The organism is Methylobacterium hispanicum, assembly GCF_022179285.1.
Classification (GTDB): Bacteria; Pseudomonadota; Alphaproteobacteria; order Rhizobiales; family Beijerinckiaceae; genus Methylobacterium; species Methylobacterium hispanicum.
Map to the genome: position 1 here is coordinate 39,668 of NZ_BPQO01000016.1, position 18,757 is coordinate 58,424.

Genomic DNA, 18,757 nt, shown 5'->3' on the forward strand with positions numbered 1-18,757 from the left:
CAGTCTAAAGTACCGCTCCTGAGGCGGGCTCGGGGAGGCCGATGGGTTCGGTAGCGTCTGCGTTGGAAGGTCCGGCCGGTGGCGCGTCGGCGACGGCCGAGCGCGTCGATGAGATCGACCTGCTGCGCGCCGAGCACTACGATCTGCTCGCGGTCCTGCTGGGCCGGGCGCCGGCGCAGCCGCTTCTCGACGGGCTCGCCGCGCTTCGTCCGGGGGAGGGTGCGCTCGGTGCCGCCACCGCGGAGCTGCGCCGCGTCGCGGCCGAGACCGATGCCGGGGCCGTCGAGCGCGAGTTCTTCGAGCTCTTCATCGGGGTCGGGCGGGGCGAACTCCTGCCCTACGCCTCCTACTATCTCACCGGCTTTCTCAACGAGCGCCCGCTGGCGCGGGTGCGCGAGGACCTCGCCGCCCTCGGGCTGGCCCGGGTCGAGGGAATGAGCGAGCCCGAGGATCACCTCGCCTTCCTGCTGGAGATCATGGCGGGGCTCGCGGCCGGGCGGTTCGGCGCGGAGGAGGGGGCGCAGCGGCGCTTCTTCGACCGGCATCTGGCGCCCTGGGCACCGCGCCTGTTCGCGGACCTCGAACAGGCCAAGGCCGCCCGCTTCTACCGCGCGGTGGGCGGGCTCGGCCGCGTCTTCCTGGACGTGGAGGCGGAAGCCTTCCGGATGGAGACCTGACGACCGCACCGGGCCCCGGGCCCGGTACGAATGGAATCGCGGCGCGTTGTCCCGATGGGCAAGCGCCACTCTAGGAGATGGATCGATGCGACAGGATCCGAAGACACTCGGTCGTCGCCAGTTCTTCCGGGCGCTGGGCGGCAGCACCGTGGCGGCGGCCGCCGCGGTCGCCTCGCCGATGGGCGCGACGGAGGCGCAGGCCTACGATCCCGGCAACGCCGAGACCAAGGCGCGCTACCGGGAGAGCGACCACGTCAAGGCGTTCTACCGGACCAACGGCTACGAGACGCTCCTGAAGAACCCCGACCCCGCTCCGGGCACGAAGTGAGTCTGCCATGCTGACGAAGCGCAAGAGCGGCGAGACGAGCCGCAGCAAGCACCAGGCGGTCGCGGCGGGCCTCGCCTCCGGCGTGCTCGACCGGCGCAGCTTCCTGCGCCGGTCCGGCCTGACGGCCGGAGCGCTGGCCGCCGCCGGCACGATCCAGCTCGGCGCGGTGCGCCGGGCCGAGGCCGCCGGCTCCTCCGCGGTCGGCCCCGACACGGTGGTCAAGAAGAACATCTGCACCCACTGCTCGGTGGGCTGCACGGTGACGGCCGAGGTCGTGAACGGCGTCTGGGTCGGCCAGGAGCCGTCCTGGGCGAGCCCGATCAACCGCGGCACGCACTGCGCCAAGGGCGCGGCCATCCGCGAACTGGTCTCCTCCGACCGCCGCCTCAAATACCCGATGAAGCTCGAGGGCGGGCAGTGGAAGCGGGTCTCCTGGGACCAGGCGATCGACGAGATCGGGACCAAGCTCCAGGCGATCCGCGAGAAGAACGGCGCCGACTCGGTCTACTGGCTGGGCTCGGCCAAGTTCACCAACGAGGCCGCCTACCTGATGCGCAAGTTCGGCGCCTTCTGGGGCACGAATTCGGTCGATCACCAGGCCCGCATCTGCCACTCGACCACGGTGGCGGGCGTGGCCAACACCTGGGGCTACGGCGCCCAGACGAACTCGTACAACGACATCCGCAACGCCAAGACGATGATCATCCTGGGCGGCAACCCCGCCGAGGCGCACCCGGTCTCGCTGCAGCACGTGCTGTCCGGCAAGGAGATCAACCGCGCCAACATGATCGTCATCGATCCGCGCTTTACCCGGACGGCGGCGCACGCCACCGAGTACGTGCGCATCCGCTCCGGCACCGACATCCCGGTGGTCTGGGGCATCCTCTGGCACATCTTCCAGAACGGCTGGGAGGACAAGGACTTCATCGCCAAGCGCGTCTACGCGATGGACGACGTGCGCAAGGAAGTCGCCAAGTGGACGCCCGACGAGGTCGAGCGCGTCTCGGGCGTGCCGGGCGAGCAGCTGCGGCGCGTGGCGGAGAAGTTCGCCAAGGAGAAGCCCGCCACGCTGATCTGGTGCATGGGCGCGACCCAGCACACGGTCGGCACCGCCAACGTGCGCGCGCTCTGCATCCTGTGCCTGGCCACCGGCAACGTCGGCAAGCCGGGCACGGGCGCCAACATCTTCCGCGGCCACACCAACGTGCAGGGCGCGACCGACCTCGGCCTCGATGTCACGACGCTGCCGCTCTACTACGGCCTCGTCGAGGGCGGCTGGCGGCACTGGGCCCGCGTCTGGGACGTTCCCTACGAGTGGCTGCAGTCGCGCTTCGACGAGGTTCCCGCTGCCGCAGGTCGTAAGGCCCGGACGCGCAAGGAGAACATGGAGGCGCCCGGCATCACCTCCACGCGCTGGTTCGACGCCGTCAACCTCCCCCCGGAGCAGATCGACCAGCGTAGCCCGCTCAAAGCCTTCATGATCTTCGGTCACGGCGGCAACACCGTCACCCGGCTGCCCGAGGCCATCGAGGGCATGAACAAGCTCGAACTGATGGTGGTGGCCGATCCCCATCCGACCACCTTCGCGGCGCTCGACGCCCGGCAGGACAACACCTACCTGCTGCCGATCTGCACCTCGCTGGAGATGGAGGGCTCGCGCACGGCCTCGAACCGCTCGATCCAGTGGGGCGAGCAGATCGTGCAGCCGGCCTTCGAGTCGAAGAACGACTACGAGGTGCTGTACCTGCTGGCGAAGAAGCTCGGCTTCGCCGACACACTGTTCAAGAACATCAAGGTCGAGAACAACATCCCCTCGGCCGAGGATCTCCTGCGTGAGATCAACCGCGGCGGCTGGTCGACGGGCTATTGCGGGCAGAGCCCCGAGCGTCTGAAGGCGCACATGCGCAATCAGCACAAGTTCGACCTCGTGACGCTGCGCGCGCCCAAGGACGATCCGGAGGTCGGCGGCGATTATTACGGCCTGCCGTGGCCGTGCTGGGGCAAGCCGGAGCTGCGCCATCCCGGCTCGGCCATCCTTTACAACACCGAGATGCACGTGAAGGAGGGCGGCGGCACCTTCCGGGCCCGCTTCGGTACCGAGCGCAACGGGGCGACCTTGCTCGCCGAGGACTCGTTCTCGAAGGGCTCGGACCTCACCGACGGCTATCCCGAGCTCACCTTCGGGGTGTTCAAAAAGCTAGGCTGGGACAAGGACCTTACGGCCGACGAGCTCGCCACGATCCTGAAGATCGGCGGCGACAAGCCCGACACCGTGAGCTGGGCGACCGATCTGTCCGGCGGCATCCAGCGCGTCTGCCTGGAGCACGGCGTCTCGCCCTTCGGCAACGGCAAGGCGCGGGCCAATGCCTGGAACCTGCCGGACCCGGTGCCGGTCCACCGCGAGCCGATCTACTCCCCGAGGCCGGATCTCGTGGCCAAGTACCCGACCCGGCCGGACGAGCGGCAGCTGCGCGTGCCCAATATCGGCTTCTCGGTGCAGAAGGCTGCGGTCGATCGGAACGTCGCCAAGGACTTCCCTATCATCCTAACCTCGGGCCGGCTCGTCGAGTACGAGGGCGGCGGCGAGGAGACCCGCTCGAATCCGTGGCTCGCCGAGCTGCAGCAGGACATGTTCGTCGAGATCAACACGGGCGACGCGAGCGAGCGCGGCATCAAGGACGGCCAGTGGGTCTGGGTCTCGGGCCCGGAGAACAGTGCCAGGACCAAGGTGAAGGCACTCGTCACCGACCGCGTCGGCCGGGGTGTCGCCTTCATGCCCTTCCACTTCTCCGGCTGGTACCAGGGCAAGGACATGCGCGACTACTACCCGAAGGGTACCGACCCAGTCGTGCTCGGCGAGAGCGTCAACACCGTGACCACCTACGGCTTCGATCCTGTGACGGGCATGCAGGAAACGAAGTGCACCCTGTGCCAGATCGCAGCGGCCTGAGAGGAGCGACCCGACCATGGCCCGCATGAAGTTCCTCTGCGACGCGGATCGCTGCATCGAGTGCAACGCCTGCGTCACGGCCTGCAAGAACGAGCACGAGGTGCCCTGGGGCATCAACCGGCGCCGCGTCGTCACCCTGAACGACGGCAAGCCCGGCGAGCGCTCTGTCTCGATGGCCTGCATGCACTGCACCGACGCGCCCTGCGCGGCCGTGTGCCCGGTGAACTGCTTCTACACCACGGCCGACGCCGTGGTGCTGCACTCCAAGGATATCTGCATCGGCTGCGGATACTGCTTCTACGCCTGCCCGTTCGGCGCGCCGCAATATCCGCGCGTCGGCAACTTCGGCTCGCGCGGCAAGATGGACAAGTGCACCTACTGCTCCGGCGGCCCCGAGCCCGACTTCTCGACGGCCGAGTACGAGAAGTACGGCTCGAACCGGCTCGCCGAGGGCAAGCTGCCGCTCTGCGCCGAGATGTGCTCGACCAAAGCGCTGCTCGCGGGCGACGGTGCGATGATCGCCGAGATCTACAAGCAGCGGGTGATCAAGCGCGGCTACGGCTCCGGCGCCTGGGGCTGGAAGACGGCCTACCGCGAGACCATCGCGATCTGACGAGACCGGCGCCGCGCAGGCCGCGGCGCTCTTTGACCCTCGACCCGAAAGGTACGCCGATGCGGCGGGCATTGACGCTTCTCAGCACGCTCCTCGTGGCCGGTACGCTCTGGGCCGCCCCGGGCGCGGTGGCGCCGGTCCAGGCGCAGAACCCGATCCAGGCCGACGGCCAGAACCCGATGGGCGCCCGGCCCACCGCCGACTCGGTCAACGAGGAGTTCCTGTTCAAGCAGGCCCCGAAGATCACCGGCCGGATCAGCATTCCCGACCAGAAGGCCGCCAACCTGATCCAACCGCAGGGGCGCGAGTACCAGATGTTCCGTGAGGGCTGGCTGCCCTGGATCGGGGCGCTCGCGATCCTCGGCATGCTTGGGCTCCTCGCCCTATTCTTTCTCTGGCGCGGCCGGATCATCACCGAGCACAGTCAGGAATCGGGCCGGAAGATCCTGCGCTTCAACGCCTTCGAGCGCTTCACGCACTGGATGACGGCCGTGTGCTTCATCATCCTGTCCCTGTCGGGGCTGAACTACATCTTCGGTAAGCGCCTTTTGATGCCGCTGATCGGCCCCGACGCGTTCGGGGCGCTGGCGCAATGGGCCAAGTACAGCCACGTCTATCTGGCATGGCCCTTCATGTTCGGCGTGGCGATGATGTTCGTGGTCTGGATCCGCGACAACATACCCAACCGGATCGACTGGGAATGGATCAAGGCCGGCGGCGGCATCATCGGCAGCGGACACCCGCACGCGCACCGCTTCAACGCCGGCCAGAAGGGTGTGTTCTGGATGGTCGCGGGCTTCGGCGCGGCCATGAGCGTCACCGGCCTGATGATGCTGTTCCCCTTCGCGCTCGTCGACATCAACGGGATGCAGGTGATGCAGGTGATCCACTCGCTGATCGGCATCGCGTTCATCGCCGGCATCCTGGCCCACATCTACATCGGCACGCTCGGGATGAAGGGCGCCTACGACGCGATGGGCAGCGGCGAGGTCGATCTCGCCTGGGCACGCGCGCACCACGACCTCTGGGTCGAGCAGGAGCAGGCGCGCACGGCGAGCGGCCCGCAGCTCCGCGGCCGGCCCGCGCCGGCCGAGTGATCGCCGCGCGCCGCACCGCAACCTGGGGCCCTCGCCCCGACCAGGATCTGCAACGATGAAAGCCTTTATCGCCGCCGTGGTCGCCGCGATCCTGTTGGGGGTCGCGGCCATGCTGGCGCTCACCAGCAACCAGAAATTCGCCTACCAGGCCTTTGCGACCTCCGGCGCGCGGGTCTCCGAGCCGGGCACCAACCTCGTCGGACCCCGCTGGAACGGTGACCCGGCCCCGGACGAGTTCGCCGGCGAGCCCCACGGCAAGGCCGAGGGCGCCGCGTCCCATCCGAAGCGGTCCTGACGTCCGTGCGTCTCCGCCAGCCGGGGTTGGCCGGGACCGATACCTCATAGGAGAGCCCGTCCGATGAAGACGCCCGTGACCGAATTGCTGCTGGCCGCGAGCCTCGCGAGCACGCTCCTGGCTGGCGCCGCCATCGCGCAGGACAGTGGAGCTGTGCCGGCCGCGACCGCTCCGGCCGCGCCCGGCCGCCCGGCCGACCTCTGCCAGGAACTGCTCGCCTTCGTGAAGCAGCCCGAGCCGGCCAAGCAGGCGGCCGCGACCCCGCCCCAGCAGGCGACGGCGGTCTCGAACCCCTCCGGCCAGAGCCAGGGCACGCCGTCGGCAGCCGGCGGCGCCGTGCAGCAGAACTCGGGGCTCAGCGGCCCGACCAAGAACGAGGCGCCGGCACCGGCGACGACCGATCGCAAGGCCGCGCTGGCGCAAGCCAACGCGGCCGCCAAGAACCCGCCGGCTCCGGGCGCCGCGGCACCGACCCCGCAGGCGCAGGCGGCGACGGTGGCGCGGATCGAGGCCGCGGCGGCGGCCGGGGACCAACCGGGATGCCGGGCGGCCGCGCGGGAGATGCGCGTGGGCGGCGTCGTGCTCCCGCCGCCGCTCCTGGCGCTGGCGGCGCTCGACCCGAAGTTCTTCGCCCGATAACGGGTGCCCATCCGGACCGGACGGTCGGGCGATGCCCGGGCGGAACCGGGCTTGCGGGGCGGAACGGGCCGGGGGGGGTGGCGTCAGTTGACCCCTCGGCCTCGACCAGCGCCGACGCGGCGCGCGATCACGCGCCCGACTTCCAGCAGGAACATGTCGACGAGGAGCCGGAGCGATGCGCTGCCGTCCTCCTCGACCGCCTCGCGGGCGGCGAGCGCGTGGCGGGCCGCCCGCTCAAGCGGCGAAAGGGCGGCGCCTTCCGGGGCTTCGAAACGGTCCGGCGCATGTCGGGCCGTGATATCGATCAGAACGCCGTGGCCGTGGGCCGGGACGCCGGGTTGGGCCCCGTAGATCCGGCCGTGACTCAGGAGCCAGCGGACGCCATCGGGCGTCCGCACGCGGTACTCCAAGCTGACTGGGCCGCTCTGATGGGCGTTCCGGCCGAGCGCCGCCCGCACGGCCGCGCGGTCGGCGTCGAGGACGTGGCGAACCAGCGCGTCCGCCGGCAGGTCGATGTCGGCGAGATCCTGGGCGCCCGCCAGGAGTTCGGCGGCGTCTCGATCAAGGACGTGACGGTCGCCGCCCCGCCACATCCAGGTCCCGACGAGACCGGCACTGCCGGCTCGAAGCGCCAGCGCCCCGAGCGTTCCGGCGGCATGATCCTGCATCTGCACGCTCCCCCCGACGCAAGACCGGACTACGCCAGCGCGATGCCGATCAACTTGCCGTCATATCCCGAATTTCACGCGCCATCGCGAAGCGGTCTGCGTATTAGATCCGTCTTGTCCGACCAGGTCGTCCACGCGATGTCTCGCCGGACCGGGCTTAGCCGACGCAGAACGTAGCGAGGGTTGCACGTGATCGAGACAGATGACCCGCGCTCGTCCGACACCTCCACCGCGTCTAGGTTCCGCGACGGACGGGACGGCTGTCCCCCGATGCCGGCTGCGGCGCAGCGCACGCTGGACGATGTGGCCGAGGCCCTCGGGCTTGCGACCGACCTCCTCGGCCGGATCGATCAGCGCGGGCCGGACCGGGATGTCGCGGCAGCGAGCCTGATGGAGGCCTCCGCCCTTCTGCAGGCCTTCATCCGGATCGAGGATCCGGAAACGCGCCAGCGCTGCCTGGCCTTCGTGCAGGCCGCATCCGCGCAGGTGCGGGGCCGCGGCTGAGACGACGCCCGGAACGCGGGTCATCGTGCGGGATGCCAGCGGTAACGCGGCGCGGCCGTCCGGTCCGCGGGCTCGCGGCGCGCGGGCCGGAGGTAGACCAGCAGTGCCGTGCCGGCAGTGAGCGCACTCGCGCCCACAGGAGCCGCCGCGACGGCCAGGACGGGTCCGCACGGCCCCCAGAGGGCCGCGGTGGTCAGGAGGCCGCCGACCCAGGCGGTGAACGCGTAGAGCAGCACCATCGAAGCCTCTCACGCAAGCATCTTGAGTTGCATGAGAACAATGGCGCGGCCCGCCCGAAGAGAAGCGGCGTTTCTGGAAATCTGTTTCCCGCTCGCGCTCTACGGCCTCGTCCAGGTCGCTCCGGGCCAGGATCGGCGATGGATCGGCCGCGGTCCGAACGGCTGTTCTGAAGTCGGGCGGCGGGAACGGACCGCATACCACAAAGCTTTGCGGAAAACATTGAGCAACGTACGCCCAGGTTGGCTGGCATACTCAATACTTCGTAGTCAGACCTCCGCGTTTACCAAGTTTTCGCCGAGATCAGCTTCGCATGTCGATTTCAACTTGAACGCGAGGCCGGCCTGTCTACCTCTGGTTGCGGGATGCCGTAAGGCGGGACACGTCCGCCCGGCCGAGGCACGGGAGTGAGCCGGCGAACGATGCCACATCCTCAGGTTCTGCGAGACCTCGCCCTCTTCGTCGAGGTCGCAAAACGGCTCAGCTTCAGCCAGGCCGCCGCCGCGCTGGACATGCCGGTCTCGTCGCTCTCGCGCCGCATCACCCAGTTCGAGGCCGCGATCGGCCTGCGGCTCCTCGACCGGACCACGCGCAAGATCGCACTGACGGCCTATGGCGAGGCCTATCTTGCCCAGGCGACGCAGGTGGTCGAGGAGGCCCAGCGCAGCTTCGACGAACTCGTCGCCCAGGCCAGGGGTCCGAGCGGGCTCCTCAAGGTGGCCGTCCCGACGGATCACTGGGTGGTGCGGCACCTGTCCGAGATCGTCTCCGCCTTCGCCCGCCAGCACGAGCACATCCACGTTCACCTCGACCTGCGCGCGAGCCAGGTGGATCTCGTCCAGGAGAATTACGACCTTGCGATCGTCGGCGAGACGCCGCGCGAGGCCTCCCTCATCGTGCGCAAGATCAGCGTCATCGAGAACGGATTGTTCGCCGCGCCATCCTATCTGGCGGCACACGGGCGTCCCACGCATCCGAGCGAGCTGTCCGGCCACGAGGTCCTGCTGTCGACCGCGGCCGAGGCCGCGACATGGCAGTTCCAGCGCGGCGGCGAGACCGTTTCGGCGACGGTTCGCGGGCGCCTCTCCTGCAACAGCCTCAGCTTCGCCCGGCGTCTCGCGATCACGGGGCGCGGCATCGCTGCGGTGAGCGTGGTCAACGTCGAGCGCGACCTCGACAAGGGGCGCCTGGAGCCCGTCCTGGCGGATTGGGCGATCCCGCCGACTAGCATCTACGCGGTGACGACGTCGCGCCTCATACCGGCCAAGGTGCGGCACTTCATCGATTTCCTGGCGCTGCACCTGGGCCGGACCTTCTCGGAGGTGCCCCGCCTCGCGGACAGGATCGCGCACGGGGGGAACGATGCCGCAATCGGCGAGCCGGGGCCGGTCGCCGAGGCGTGCTGGCGTCCGTCCGATCGACCCTATCGGCTGCACCGCGCCGCCGCGTGGGCGCCCCCTTCCGGGAACGATTGACCGCGCCGCCGGCCGCGCGGCCGGACCCGGCACGCGGCGTCAGGTCGCCCGCAGGGCCGCCTTCACCTTGGCGGGCGTGAACGGGACCGAGCGCAGGCGGGCCCCCGTCGCGTCGAAGATCGCGTTCGAGATCGCCGCAGGCACGATGGCCGCGGAGGGCTCCCCCGCGCCCCAGGGCTTCTCGGTCGGCCGGTCGATCAGGGCCGTCACCACCTCGGGCACGTCCGGGAAGGTGATGATTGGGTAGCTCGCCCAGTCGAGGCTCGTCACGCCACCCCGGTCGAAGGTCACCTCCTCCATGAGCACCCGGCTGACTGTCTGGATGACGTTGCCGTCGAGCTGGTTGCGCACGCCGTCCGGGTTGATGATCTGCCCGCAATCCTGTGCCACGAAGAAGCGCGGCACCCGGATGCGCCCGGTCCTACGATCGACCTCAACCTCGGCCACCCCCGCCACGTAGGTGCGGTTCAGTTCGTACTTCACGTAGGACAGGCCGCGCCCGCGCAGCACGTCCCCGGACATGTCCGCCGCCGGCGAGGGGCGGGCCTGCCACCCGGCGATCTCGGCGACGCGCTCCAGCACCGCGATCCCGCGCGGGTCTTTCAACGCGCGCAGCCGGTATTCCAGCGGGTCCGCGCCCGCCGCCGCCGCGCACTCGTCGAGGAAGGCCTCGTTGGCGTAGGTGTTCTGCATCCGCCCCGGGGTCCGGATCCAGGAAGGCCGGAACGGCGTCGAGGCGAGGCGGTGGCAGACGGTCCGCACGTTCGGAAAGGCGTAGGGGAGCGCCGAGTTCTGGATGACGTTGCCCGGCGCCATCGCGGTCTCGTGCGGCAGGCCGGCGAGGTCGGCGGCCACGAGCGGCACGTTGCCGGCCGCGCCCTCCGGCACGTGGAACTGCGAGGACCACGCGGCGACGTTGCCGTCCGCGTCGAGTCCGGCCTTCAGGTCGATCAGAGTCGGCGGACCCTTCGGGTCCCAGCCGTGCTCGTCGGCCCGCGACCACTGCACCCGCACCGGGCGGCCGACCGCGCGGGCGAGCAGCGCCGCGTCCCCGGCCGCGTCCTCGTGCCCGTTGCGGCCGTAGCAGCCCGAGCCCTCGACGTAGATGCAACGCACCGCCTCCGGCGCGAGCCCGGTCATCGCCGCGAGCTGCTTGCGCAGCGCGTGCGTCATCTGCGAGGCGGTCCAGCAGGTGAGCAGCCCGTCCTTCAGCTCCGCGACGGCGCAGGAGGGGCCGATCGAGCCGTGGGTGTGGATGGCGAAGTCGTAGGACGCCTCCAGCGTTCGGGCGGCCCGGCCGAGCGCCGCCTCGGCATCGCCCGTGCTGCTGGTGAGGTCGTCCTTCGTCACCTTCGTGGCGCGCACGTGCTGCCACAGCTTGTCCTGCTCCGGGAGCCCCTCCCACTTCGACCACGTCGCCCCGAGCTGGCCGGCCGCCTTCACGGCCGCCCACTCCTTCTCGGCGACGACGGCCAGGAAGTTGCCCTGGCGGACCACCTTGAGGACGCCCGGGATGCCCGCGACCGAGCCCTCGTCCACGCTCTCCAGGCTCGCGCCGATCGCGGGCGGTCGCACCACGCGGGCGTGCACCATGCCGGGCACGCGGACGTCCTGCATGTAGGTGAAGCGCCCCATGACTTTCTGGGGGATGTCGATCCGGGCGACGGACTTGCCCACGAGGGCGAAGCGGGCCGGGTCCTTCGTGTTGACCGCGGGATCGACCTTCAGGTCGAGGCGCCCGTCCGTCACCAGCTCGGCGTAGGCGAGCCCCGGCCCGCCGGCCTTCGGCCGCACGGCGCCGTCCCGGGTCTCGAGGGCGTCGACCGGCACGCCGAGGCGCTCGCTCGCGCGTTGAACGAGGCGGGCGCGGGCGGTCGCCGCCGCATGCCGGATCTCGACGCCGCCCTTCTGGATCGAGAGGCTGCCGTAGGTCGGGCCCTGGTCGGGGGTCAGCGCCGTATCGCCCTGAACCACGGCGACACGGTCGAGGGGAAGGTCGAGCTCCTCGGCCGCGATCTGGGCCATGGCGGTCTCGATGCCCGTGCCGAGATCGACCTTGCCGGAGAAGATCGTGGCGCGGCCGTCGGCGCCGAGCGCCAGGAAGCTGTCGACCTGATCGGGCGCGACCGCCTTCGTGAAGCCGTCGGTCGCCACCGGCGCGAAGGTCTGCGCCAGCGCGTTACGGCCGGCCATCGAGAAGCCGACCACGAGCGCGCCGCCCTGGAGTAGCAGGCTGCGCCGCGAGAGTGCGGGAGCGTTCATCCGGTCCTCCTCAGAGCGTGCCGGCGGCGCGCTGAACGGCGCGCACGATCCGCAGATGGGTGCCGCAGCGGCAGAGGTTCTGCGCCAGCGCCTGCCGGATCGCGGCCTCGTCGGGCTTCGGCGTCTCGTTGAGGAGGGCCGCCGACTGCATGATCATGCCGTTGATGCAGTAGCCGCACTGCGCGGCCTGCTCCGCAATGAAGGCCGCCTGGACGGGATGCGGCATCTCCGGCGTGCCGAGGCCTTCCAGCGTGACGATCTTCGCCCCCGGCTTCAGGCCCGAGACGGGCGTGATGCAGGAGCGCACCGCCTGCCCGTCCACATGCACCGTGCAGGAGCCGCACTGCCCGAGGCCGCAGCCGAAGCGGGGGCCGTGCAGGCCGAGGTCGTCGCGCAGCACGTAGAGGAGCGGCGTGTCGGGATCATCGACGCTCACGCGCGCGGCGCGCCCGTTCACGTCCAGCGACATCTGCTGCGCCATGGGGCGTCTCCCTGGAACTATTTTGCTCTGCTCGGCCTATACCCGGCGCAGATCCGGGGCAACGCGACCGCGTGATAGGTGCCGTGACGCCGCGCGCCGCCCGCCATCCGCAGGGAGGATCCATGCCCGCGCCCCGTCGCAGCCCCCTCGCGCTCATCCTCGTCCTGGCCGCATCGCCGGTCTGGGCCGCCGAGTCCCCGGCTCCGGACTGGCCCGAGCCGGCGCGCGCGGCGGCCGAGGCGATCGCCGAGCGCTACGGTCCGCCCCAGGAGCGGACCGCGACCCTGCTGATCTGGCACCGCAACGGGCCGTGGATCCGGACCGTGGTGCACAAGGTCGGGGCCGAGCACGACTTCCCGGCCAAGCACAGCGACGTTCTGGAGCAGAGCCTTCCCTACAAGGTGCCGCTCAACCTCTTCAGCGCGGTCGCGACCTTCAACGGGAGCGTGATCCCGGACCGGACGCGGGGCACGCTGACGGCCTACGGTGCCAGCGAGGCCGGGAACGTGATGAGCCTCAACCTCGCCCGCGCCGTGGCCCGGGGCGAGCTGAGCCCGGAGCAGGCGCGCGAGAAGCAGGTCGCGGCGGCGCGGGCGCTCGCGGAGGGTGTTGTCCCGGAGGAGGCGGCCGAGCTGACGCTCGAGCAGCAGCAGGAAGGGGACGTCGCCGATCCCGATACGGCGATGCTCCTGCCGCCCGCTTCCCAGCAATGATGCCCGGTCGCGGCGCCCTCGGCGCGGCCGATCGCGTCCGCGTGGCCGAAACGCGGCCAAGCGGCCGATGCGGGCGTGGCTTCCCAGATCTGCCGACACACCGGCGGTCCCCTTCAGGCGGTGGACGGTGCGTGATAATGAACCCGATCATTTTTGCTCGCGCGCGGAGGCGGTACCCGGCCGGTCACCGCGTCGGCCGCAGCACGCAACGACCGATCCCGCCCCGGACCGCCCAAGCGTGACCGGGCAAGGGTCCCGGAGGAGCCCGAGTGTCTGACGTCGTAGAGGAACTGAACGCGAGACTGGACGCGCTCGACGGGTGGCGCTTCAGCGTGGCGCCGATGATGGACTGGACGGACCGGCACTGCCGGGCCTTCCACCGCACGCTCAGCCGCCGCGCCCGCCTCTACACCGAGATGGTGACCACCGGCGCCGTCCTGCACGGGCCGCGCGAGCGGCTGCTCGGCTTCTCGGAGATGGAGCACCCGGTCGCGCTGCAGCTCGGCGGCTCCGACCGGGGCGAGCTGGCGGCGGCGGCGCGGATCGCCGCGGATCTCGGCTACGACGAGGTGAACCTCAATGTCGGCTGCCCGTCCGACCGGGTCCAGGAGGGGCGCTTCGGCGCCTGCCTGATGCGCGAGCCGGCGCTCGTCGCCGATTGCGTCGCCGCCATGCGGGCGGCCGTGCGGGTGCCGGTGACGGTGAAATGCCGCATCGGCGTCGATGACCAGGATCCCGAGATCGCCCTGGACGCGCTCGCGGATGCCGTCGTAGCGGCGGGCGTGGACGGGCTCGTGGTGCATGCCCGCAAGGCTTGGCTTCAAGGACTCTCCCCGAAGGAGAACCGGGATGTGCCCCCCCTTGATTACGGCCGCGTCGCCCGCCTCAAGCGGGCCCATCCCAACCTCCCGGTCGCGCTCAACGGCGGAATCGCCGGGCTGCCGACGGCGCGGGCGCTGCTCGCCGAGGTCGATGGAGTGATGGTCGGCCGGGCCGCCTACACGGAGCCGGCGCTCCTCCTCGCGGTCGATCCGGAGATCTTCGGCGAGCCGGCGGCACACCCCGACGCCTTCGCGGCCGTGGAGGCCTTCGAGCCCTACATCGCCGGGGTGCTGGCGCGCGGTGACAGGCTGCACGCGGTGACGCGGCACATGCTCGGGCTGTTCAACGGGCGCCCCGGGGCGCGCGCCTACCGACGCCACCTCTCGACCGCCGGGATGCGGCCGGAGGCCGACCTCGGCACGCTCCGTGAGGCGGTCGCACAGGTCGCCCGCGCCGAGGAGCGGCGCGCGGCCTAGAGCGCTCTTGCGCCGAAGCGGACGCCGGTTCGGCGCAAGAGCGCGCGTTGATACAAGAGGTCAGAGCCGTTCCCGATTGCGACGCGATCGGGAACGGCTCTAGCGCTCGGCCTCGGGCGGCGGCAGCGCCGCCCAGGCCGGATCGGGCTTGGCGACCGCGGTCTCGTGGTCGTCCTGCCAGCCCTCGACGCCCTCGGGAAACCAGTAGACCCGGCTGTACCCGGCCAGGACGAGACGGCGGCCGGCGTTCCAGCTGCCCCAGCATTCGGGACGGCAGAAGGTGACGACGGGCCTGGTGCGGTCGCCGCCGGTCAGCTCCGCCACGCGCCGCAGGAACACGGCCTCGCGCTCCGGGCTGAGCGGCGCGACGCCGGCGCCCGGCATCCAGACGGCGCCCGGAAGCGAGCGGTGGGTCGGCAACCAGGGCCGGTCGGGGGGGAAGTTTGCGGGCTTGCGGTCGGCCAGCACGACGTCGAGGAGCACCGGCTTGTCCGGCAGCAGCGCGGCAAGCCGCCCGGCGTCGAGGACCGTGGCGCCGGTCAGCGTGGCGGGGGTGTAGCCGCGCTGCGGCCCGGTCCAGAGGCCGTCCGGTTCCGGGACGCCGACCGGCGAATCCGCGGGCCCGGCCGCCGCCAGCAGGACCAGAGCGGCAAGGGCCGCCGCGCCTCTGTGCGGGAGCCGCACCGCCTAATTGCTCGCGCTCGGCACGGTGAAGCTGTGCTCCCAGCGCCCGCCCTGATTGTCGGTGGCCGTCACCTTGACCGGGCCCGCCGGCAGGAAGGCGAAGTTGATCACCGGGTTCGAGGCGATCGAGATATCGCCGTCCATTACGAACACGTTGCGGTTGCCGGTATCGACCGTGACCGTGTTGATGTAACGCGCAGGTGTATAGTCGCGGGTGACCTGGTTCATCTGCATCCCGGAGAAGTTCGGGTGGCGGATCATCAGGGTCGCCTCGACGGGCTTGCCAGCCTGCGCCTCGCCCGCAAACTTCATCCGCATCTCGCCCATGCCCTTCATGGCCTCCTCGTCGCTCATCCCCATCGGGGCCGAGCAGCCGCCGGAGGCCTTGACGAACTTCGTGGCCTCGTAGAGCGCGCCGTCCTTCGTCTCGGCGACCGCGTGGATGTTGGTGTAGTTGTTCACCCGCACCCGCAGGCGCAATTCACTCGGGTCGGCGGCCGGACCGAAGCGGAAATGGGCGGCGTAGGGCGAGGGGTTGTCGTCGATCACGAGGTGGACCGCCTGCACCCGGTCCTTCTCGGGCATGGTCAGGGTGATCGGCACGAGCGCGGCGTCCTCCGCGCGCTTCGGGGCCTCGACTTTCACGAGGGTCTCGGTCGGCTGGATCGTCCGGTCCTTGAAGATCGAGGCGGCGACGTCACGCCAGCGCGCCTCGCGCTCGGCATCGCTGTCGGAGGAGCCGGCGGCGTGGGCCACGCCGGAGGCGGCGAGCGCCACACTGACGGCGAGGGGGGCGAGCTTCGTTGCGAGCGTCATGGCGTTCCTCCTGAGTAGACTTATGTAAGCTCTCTTCCGGCTATTCCCACTCCAGTTCCTTGTAGGCGACGGTCACGTTTCGGGCATTGTAGTCGTCGAACAGGTCCCACTTGGCCCTCTCCGACTGCGCCACGGTGCCGACGGCCTTCTCGATCGGGACGTCGGCGGCGATCGCCCGGCGGGTCTCGTCGCGCAACGTGCCGAGGTAGCGGGCGAGATCGGCCAGCGCCGGTGCGAGATCGACGCTGACGGGGCCGTGACCGGGCACGGCGCGCGCTGCCCCGAACCCCTTCAGCCGGTCGATCTCCTTCAGCCAGCCGTTGAGGCTGCCGTCGAGGGAGGGGATGCGCCCGACCGAGAGCAGGTCCCCGGTGAAGAGGAGACCGCTGCCGCTGTCGATCATCGAGAGGTCCGTCGGCGTATGCGCGCTCGGATGGGCGGTGAAGCGCAGGGTGCGGTCGCCGAGGTCGATCACCGCGCCCTCCGTCACGCCCAGCGTCGGGTAGACGACGGAGCCGGCCTTGTCGGCTCCGAGCACGTCCGCCAAGCGCTTGCGGTAATACTCGCCCCGCGCCTCCAGCGCCGCCCCGAGGGCGTGGTGACCGATGAAGGTCGGCCCATCCTCCGCGAAGGCCGCCGCGCCGAAGCAGTGGTCCGGGTGGACGTGGCTCATCACCACGTGGCGGATCGGCTTGTCCGTGCGCTTGCGGATCTCGCTGCGCAGCCACTGACCGTCCGCGAGGCTGCCGCCCGATTCCGTCACCAGCACGCCGTCGCGGCCGACGATGAAGCCCGTGTTGGCGATGGCGTCGGCGTTGTCGGGAGAGGCCTCAGCGTTCGGCCCGCGTCGCACGAAGACGCCCGGGCCGACCTCCTCCAGCGCAAGGGCCTCGGCGCGCGGCCGACCCGGCAGGCAACAGAGGCAGAATCCGCCGAAGGCAGTCAGAAGGGCCCGGCGACGCGAGAGCGCGGCACGCGCCTCGAGCCCCGGGGCGGCGGCATCGCCCGCGCGCATGCGTGACCTCCCTGATCGTTGCCGACCATTGAGCCGCAAGCCCCCGCGGCGTCAAGCGACGGGCCGCGAGGCGCGCCGAGCGCTCGACGAGGCGATCGGCGCGCGAACCGGCCGGTCCGAACGCCGTTCGAAACGCACCGGGCCCGGCCCAAACCACGCCAGCCTTGAAACCCCTGATTACAAAGCAAAAAACCACAACTCTTAGTTGATAATATTTCACAGACTCTGGAATTTACCCGGCTTTAGTGCACGCCAGGAGATGAATTCGAAATAGGCACTGTGCCCGCCATCGAGGACGACGATGCGATTCCTGGACGACCGATCCTTCCTCTTCAAGCTTGCGATGCCATTCGTGCTGGTCGTGCTGGTCGGAGCTGGCCTGATTCTGTACGCCCAGGACGTGATGCAGCGCATCTCCGTTCGCAGCGCCGGGCTGATCGACGTTCAGGTCGCCCGGCAGGAAAGCCTCGCCCGCATCCGGTTCGGCCTCGCGGAGGCTGCGGCGATGGACCGCAACATGCTGCTCGAGCCGGATCCGCAGAAGAAGGTGCGGTTCAAGGCTCCGCAGGACGCGGCGATGCAGGCGGCGAACGGCGCGGTCGAGAAGCTGCTCGCGATGTCGGAGACGCCCGAACGCCGCACGATGAATCTGTCGATGCAGCGCGACATCGAGGCCTTCTTCTCGGTCCTGCGCCGGACGACGGCCCTCGGCCTCGAGGGTCGCCGCGACGAGGCGTTCCAGATCGCGCGCGACGTCGGCATGGTGAACCGCCACAAGCTCAACGCCTGGCTCGAGGAACGCGAGGCCCGTGTCGCGACGGAGCTTCAGGCGGCCAAGCTGATGACCGCCGAAGAGGTGACGGACGCGACGCGCACGTTGGTCGCGACCGGGCTCGCGGGGCTCGCGCTCATCCTCGCCCTCGCGGCGGCGATCGTGGTTGTGTCGATCGCCCGGCCGCTCGCCCGGCTCGTCGCGGTGCTGCGGCGCATGGCGGCGGGCGAGATCGACGCGGAGATCCGCGAGGCCGCGCGCGGCGACGAGATCGGCGCCGTGGGCAGGGCGGTCGAGGGCATCAAGGCGATGGTGGCGCGCAAGGCCGCCGAGCAGGCCGAGATCGCGCGTGTCGCCGACGCGGCCGCCGCGGCCGAGCGGCGGCGCACGATGATCGATCTGGCCGACAGTTTCGAGCACGCGGTCGGCGGCATCGTCGGCTCCGTTTCCGCCTCGGCCACCGAGTTGCAGGCCACCGCCCAGCAGATGACGTCGACGGCGAACGAGACGGCGGGCCGCTCGAGCACGGTCGCGGCCGCCGCCGGCCAGGCGGCCTCGAACGTGCGGACCGTCGCGGCCGCGTCGGAGGAACTGGGCTCCTCGGTGCGGGAGATCGGCCGGCAGGTCGCGGGCTCGGCCGGGCTCGCCCGCTCGGCGGTCGGCGAGGCGGAGGAGACCGCCGATCTGGTGAACACGCTGAGCCGCGCGGCCGCGCGCATCGGTGACGTGGTCGGGCTGATCTCGACCATCGCGGGCCAGACCAACCTGCTCGCGCTCAACGCCACGATCGAGGCGGCGCGCGCTGGCGAGGCCGGCCGCGGCTTCGCGGTGGTGGCCAGCGAGGTCAAGGAGCTGGCCTCCCAGACCGCCCGGGCGACCGACGAGATCGCGGCGCAGATCCAGCAGATCCAGGGCTCCACGCACGGGGCCGTGCGGGCGATCGAGGGCATCACGGATCGGATCCGCGAGATCGACGCGGTGGCGGCCCAGATCGCGGCGGCCGTCGAGGAGCAGGGCGCCGCGACCCAGGAGATCGTCCGCAACGTCGCCCACGCCTCGGCGGGGACCGGCGAGGTCACGGCGAACATCGCGGGGGTCGCGGGCGCGGTCGAGGAGACCGGTGCGGCGGCCGCCCAGGTGCTAGCGTCCGCCTCCGAGCTGTCGCGTCAGTCCGAGCATCTCGGCGCCGAGGTGCACCGCTTCCTCGCGACGGTGCGGGCGGCCTAAGCCGGC

The 18,757-nt window shown here is 70.7% G+C and carries 19 protein-coding genes; 12 read left to right on the plus strand and 7 right to left on the minus strand.

Going from position 1 to position 18,757, the window contains the following annotated elements; genetic code table 11:
* Positions 1–41: 41 nt before the first annotated feature.
* The 7 genes from MFF56_RS18115 (at position 42) to MFF56_RS18145 (ending at position 6,599) form a co-directional block, all read left to right on the plus strand.
* A complete protein-coding gene (locus MFF56_RS18115; RefSeq protein ID WP_066920117.1) occupies positions 42–677 on the plus strand; it encodes a TorD/DmsD family molecular chaperone in 636 nt (211 codons plus the stop codon).
* An 85-nt stretch (positions 678–762) separates the two neighbouring features.
* Complete coding sequence (locus MFF56_RS18120; protein WP_066920119.1) at positions 763–1,005, plus strand: formate dehydrogenase; 243 nt, start codon at positions 763–765, stop codon at positions 1,003–1,005.
* 7 nt (positions 1,006–1,012) lie between these two features.
* A complete protein-coding gene (locus tag MFF56_RS18125; protein WP_066920121.1) occupies positions 1,013–3,955 on the plus strand; it encodes a formate dehydrogenase subunit alpha in 2,943 nt (980 codons plus the stop codon).
* Positions 3,956–3,971: 16 nt separating this feature from the next.
* Positions 3,972–4,568: a formate dehydrogenase FDH3 subunit beta gene (fdh3B, locus tag MFF56_RS18130; protein WP_066920122.1), complete on the plus strand. Its 597-nt coding sequence runs from the start codon at positions 3,972–3,974 to the stop codon at positions 4,566–4,568.
* A gap of 59 nt (positions 4,569–4,627) precedes the next feature.
* Positions 4,628–5,665, plus strand: a complete 1,038-nt coding sequence (locus MFF56_RS18135; RefSeq protein WP_066920123.1) for a formate dehydrogenase subunit gamma — start codon at positions 4,628–4,630, stop codon at positions 5,663–5,665.
* A gap of 55 nt (positions 5,666–5,720) precedes the next feature.
* Complete coding sequence (locus MFF56_RS18140) at positions 5,721–5,960, plus strand: hypothetical protein (protein WP_066920124.1); 240 nt, start codon at positions 5,721–5,723, stop codon at positions 5,958–5,960.
* Between the two features lie 63 nt (positions 5,961–6,023).
* Complete coding sequence (locus MFF56_RS18145; RefSeq protein ID WP_066920126.1) at positions 6,024–6,599, plus strand: hypothetical protein; 576 nt, start codon at positions 6,024–6,026, stop codon at positions 6,597–6,599.
* Between the two features lie 83 nt (positions 6,600–6,682).
* Here MFF56_RS18145 and MFF56_RS18150 read toward each other — a convergent pair whose 3' ends face one another.
* Positions 6,683–7,267, minus strand: a complete 585-nt coding sequence (locus tag MFF56_RS18150; RefSeq protein ID WP_066920130.1) for a PAS domain-containing protein — start codon at positions 7,265–7,267, stop codon at positions 6,683–6,685.
* Between the two features lie 189 nt (positions 7,268–7,456).
* On the opposite strand from MFF56_RS18150, the gene MFF56_RS18155 reads away from it, so the two are divergent.
* Positions 7,457–7,771 (plus strand): hypothetical protein, encoded by a 315-nt coding sequence (locus MFF56_RS18155; RefSeq protein ID WP_238230541.1) that lies wholly within the window; start codon positions 7,457–7,459, stop codon positions 7,769–7,771.
* 20 nt (positions 7,772–7,791) lie between these two features.
* Here the strand turns inward: MFF56_RS18155 and MFF56_RS18160 are convergent, their stop codons facing one another.
* Positions 7,792–8,010 (minus strand): hypothetical protein, encoded by a 219-nt coding sequence (locus MFF56_RS18160; RefSeq protein ID WP_066920133.1) that lies wholly within the window; start codon positions 8,008–8,010, stop codon positions 7,792–7,794.
* A 420-nt stretch (positions 8,011–8,430) separates the two neighbouring features.
* Between MFF56_RS18160 and MFF56_RS18165 the strand changes: the two genes are divergently transcribed.
* Complete coding sequence (locus tag MFF56_RS18165) at positions 8,431–9,483, plus strand: LysR family transcriptional regulator (RefSeq protein ID WP_082772930.1); 1,053 nt, start codon at positions 8,431–8,433, stop codon at positions 9,481–9,483.
* Between the two features lie 39 nt (positions 9,484–9,522).
* Here the strand turns inward: MFF56_RS18165 and MFF56_RS18170 are convergent, their stop codons facing one another.
* Complete coding sequence (locus MFF56_RS18170) at positions 9,523–11,745, minus strand: xanthine dehydrogenase family protein molybdopterin-binding subunit (protein ID WP_066920134.1); 2,223 nt, start codon at positions 11,743–11,745, stop codon at positions 9,523–9,525.
* A 10-nt stretch (positions 11,746–11,755) separates the two neighbouring features.
* Positions 11,756–12,226, minus strand: a complete 471-nt coding sequence (locus MFF56_RS18175; RefSeq protein WP_066920136.1) for a (2Fe-2S)-binding protein — start codon at positions 12,224–12,226, stop codon at positions 11,756–11,758.
* Positions 12,227–12,348: 122 nt separating this feature from the next.
* On the opposite strand from MFF56_RS18175, the gene MFF56_RS18180 reads away from it, so the two are divergent.
* Both MFF56_RS18180 and dusA read left to right on the plus strand, forming a co-directional pair.
* The gene (locus tag MFF56_RS18180; RefSeq protein ID WP_066920141.1) at positions 12,349–12,939 is read left to right on the plus strand and encodes a hypothetical protein; all 591 of its coding nucleotides are present in this window, start codon (positions 12,349–12,351) and stop codon (positions 12,937–12,939) included.
* Positions 12,940–13,229: 290 nt separating this feature from the next.
* Positions 13,230–14,237: a tRNA dihydrouridine(20/20a) synthase DusA gene (gene dusA, locus MFF56_RS18185; protein ID WP_283207436.1), complete on the plus strand. Its 1,008-nt coding sequence runs from the start codon at positions 13,230–13,232 to the stop codon at positions 14,235–14,237.
* 99 nt (positions 14,238–14,336) lie between these two features.
* On the opposite strand, the gene MFF56_RS18190 is transcribed toward dusA, so the two are convergent.
* From MFF56_RS18190 to MFF56_RS18200, 3 genes are read right to left on the minus strand one after another with little or no spacing between them, the layout of a single operon-like run.
* Positions 14,337–14,921: a rhodanese-like domain-containing protein gene (locus MFF56_RS18190; protein ID WP_066927048.1), complete on the minus strand. Its 585-nt coding sequence runs from the start codon at positions 14,919–14,921 to the stop codon at positions 14,337–14,339.
* A gap of 3 nt (positions 14,922–14,924) precedes the next feature.
* Positions 14,925–15,737, minus strand: a complete 813-nt coding sequence (locus MFF56_RS18195) for a quinoprotein dehydrogenase-associated SoxYZ-like carrier (RefSeq protein WP_066927047.1) — start codon at positions 15,735–15,737, stop codon at positions 14,925–14,927.
* Between the two features lie 40 nt (positions 15,738–15,777).
* Entirely contained in the window at positions 15,778–16,752 is a 975-nt protein-coding gene (locus tag MFF56_RS18200) for a quinoprotein relay system zinc metallohydrolase 2 (protein WP_238230542.1), read from the minus strand.
* A 301-nt stretch (positions 16,753–17,053) separates the two neighbouring features.
* Between MFF56_RS18200 and MFF56_RS18205 the strand changes: the two genes are divergently transcribed.
* Positions 17,054–18,751 (plus strand): methyl-accepting chemotaxis protein, encoded by a 1,698-nt coding sequence (locus MFF56_RS18205; RefSeq protein WP_066927045.1) that lies wholly within the window; start codon positions 17,054–17,056, stop codon positions 18,749–18,751.
* The last annotated feature ends 6 nt before the right edge of the window (positions 18,752–18,757 follow it).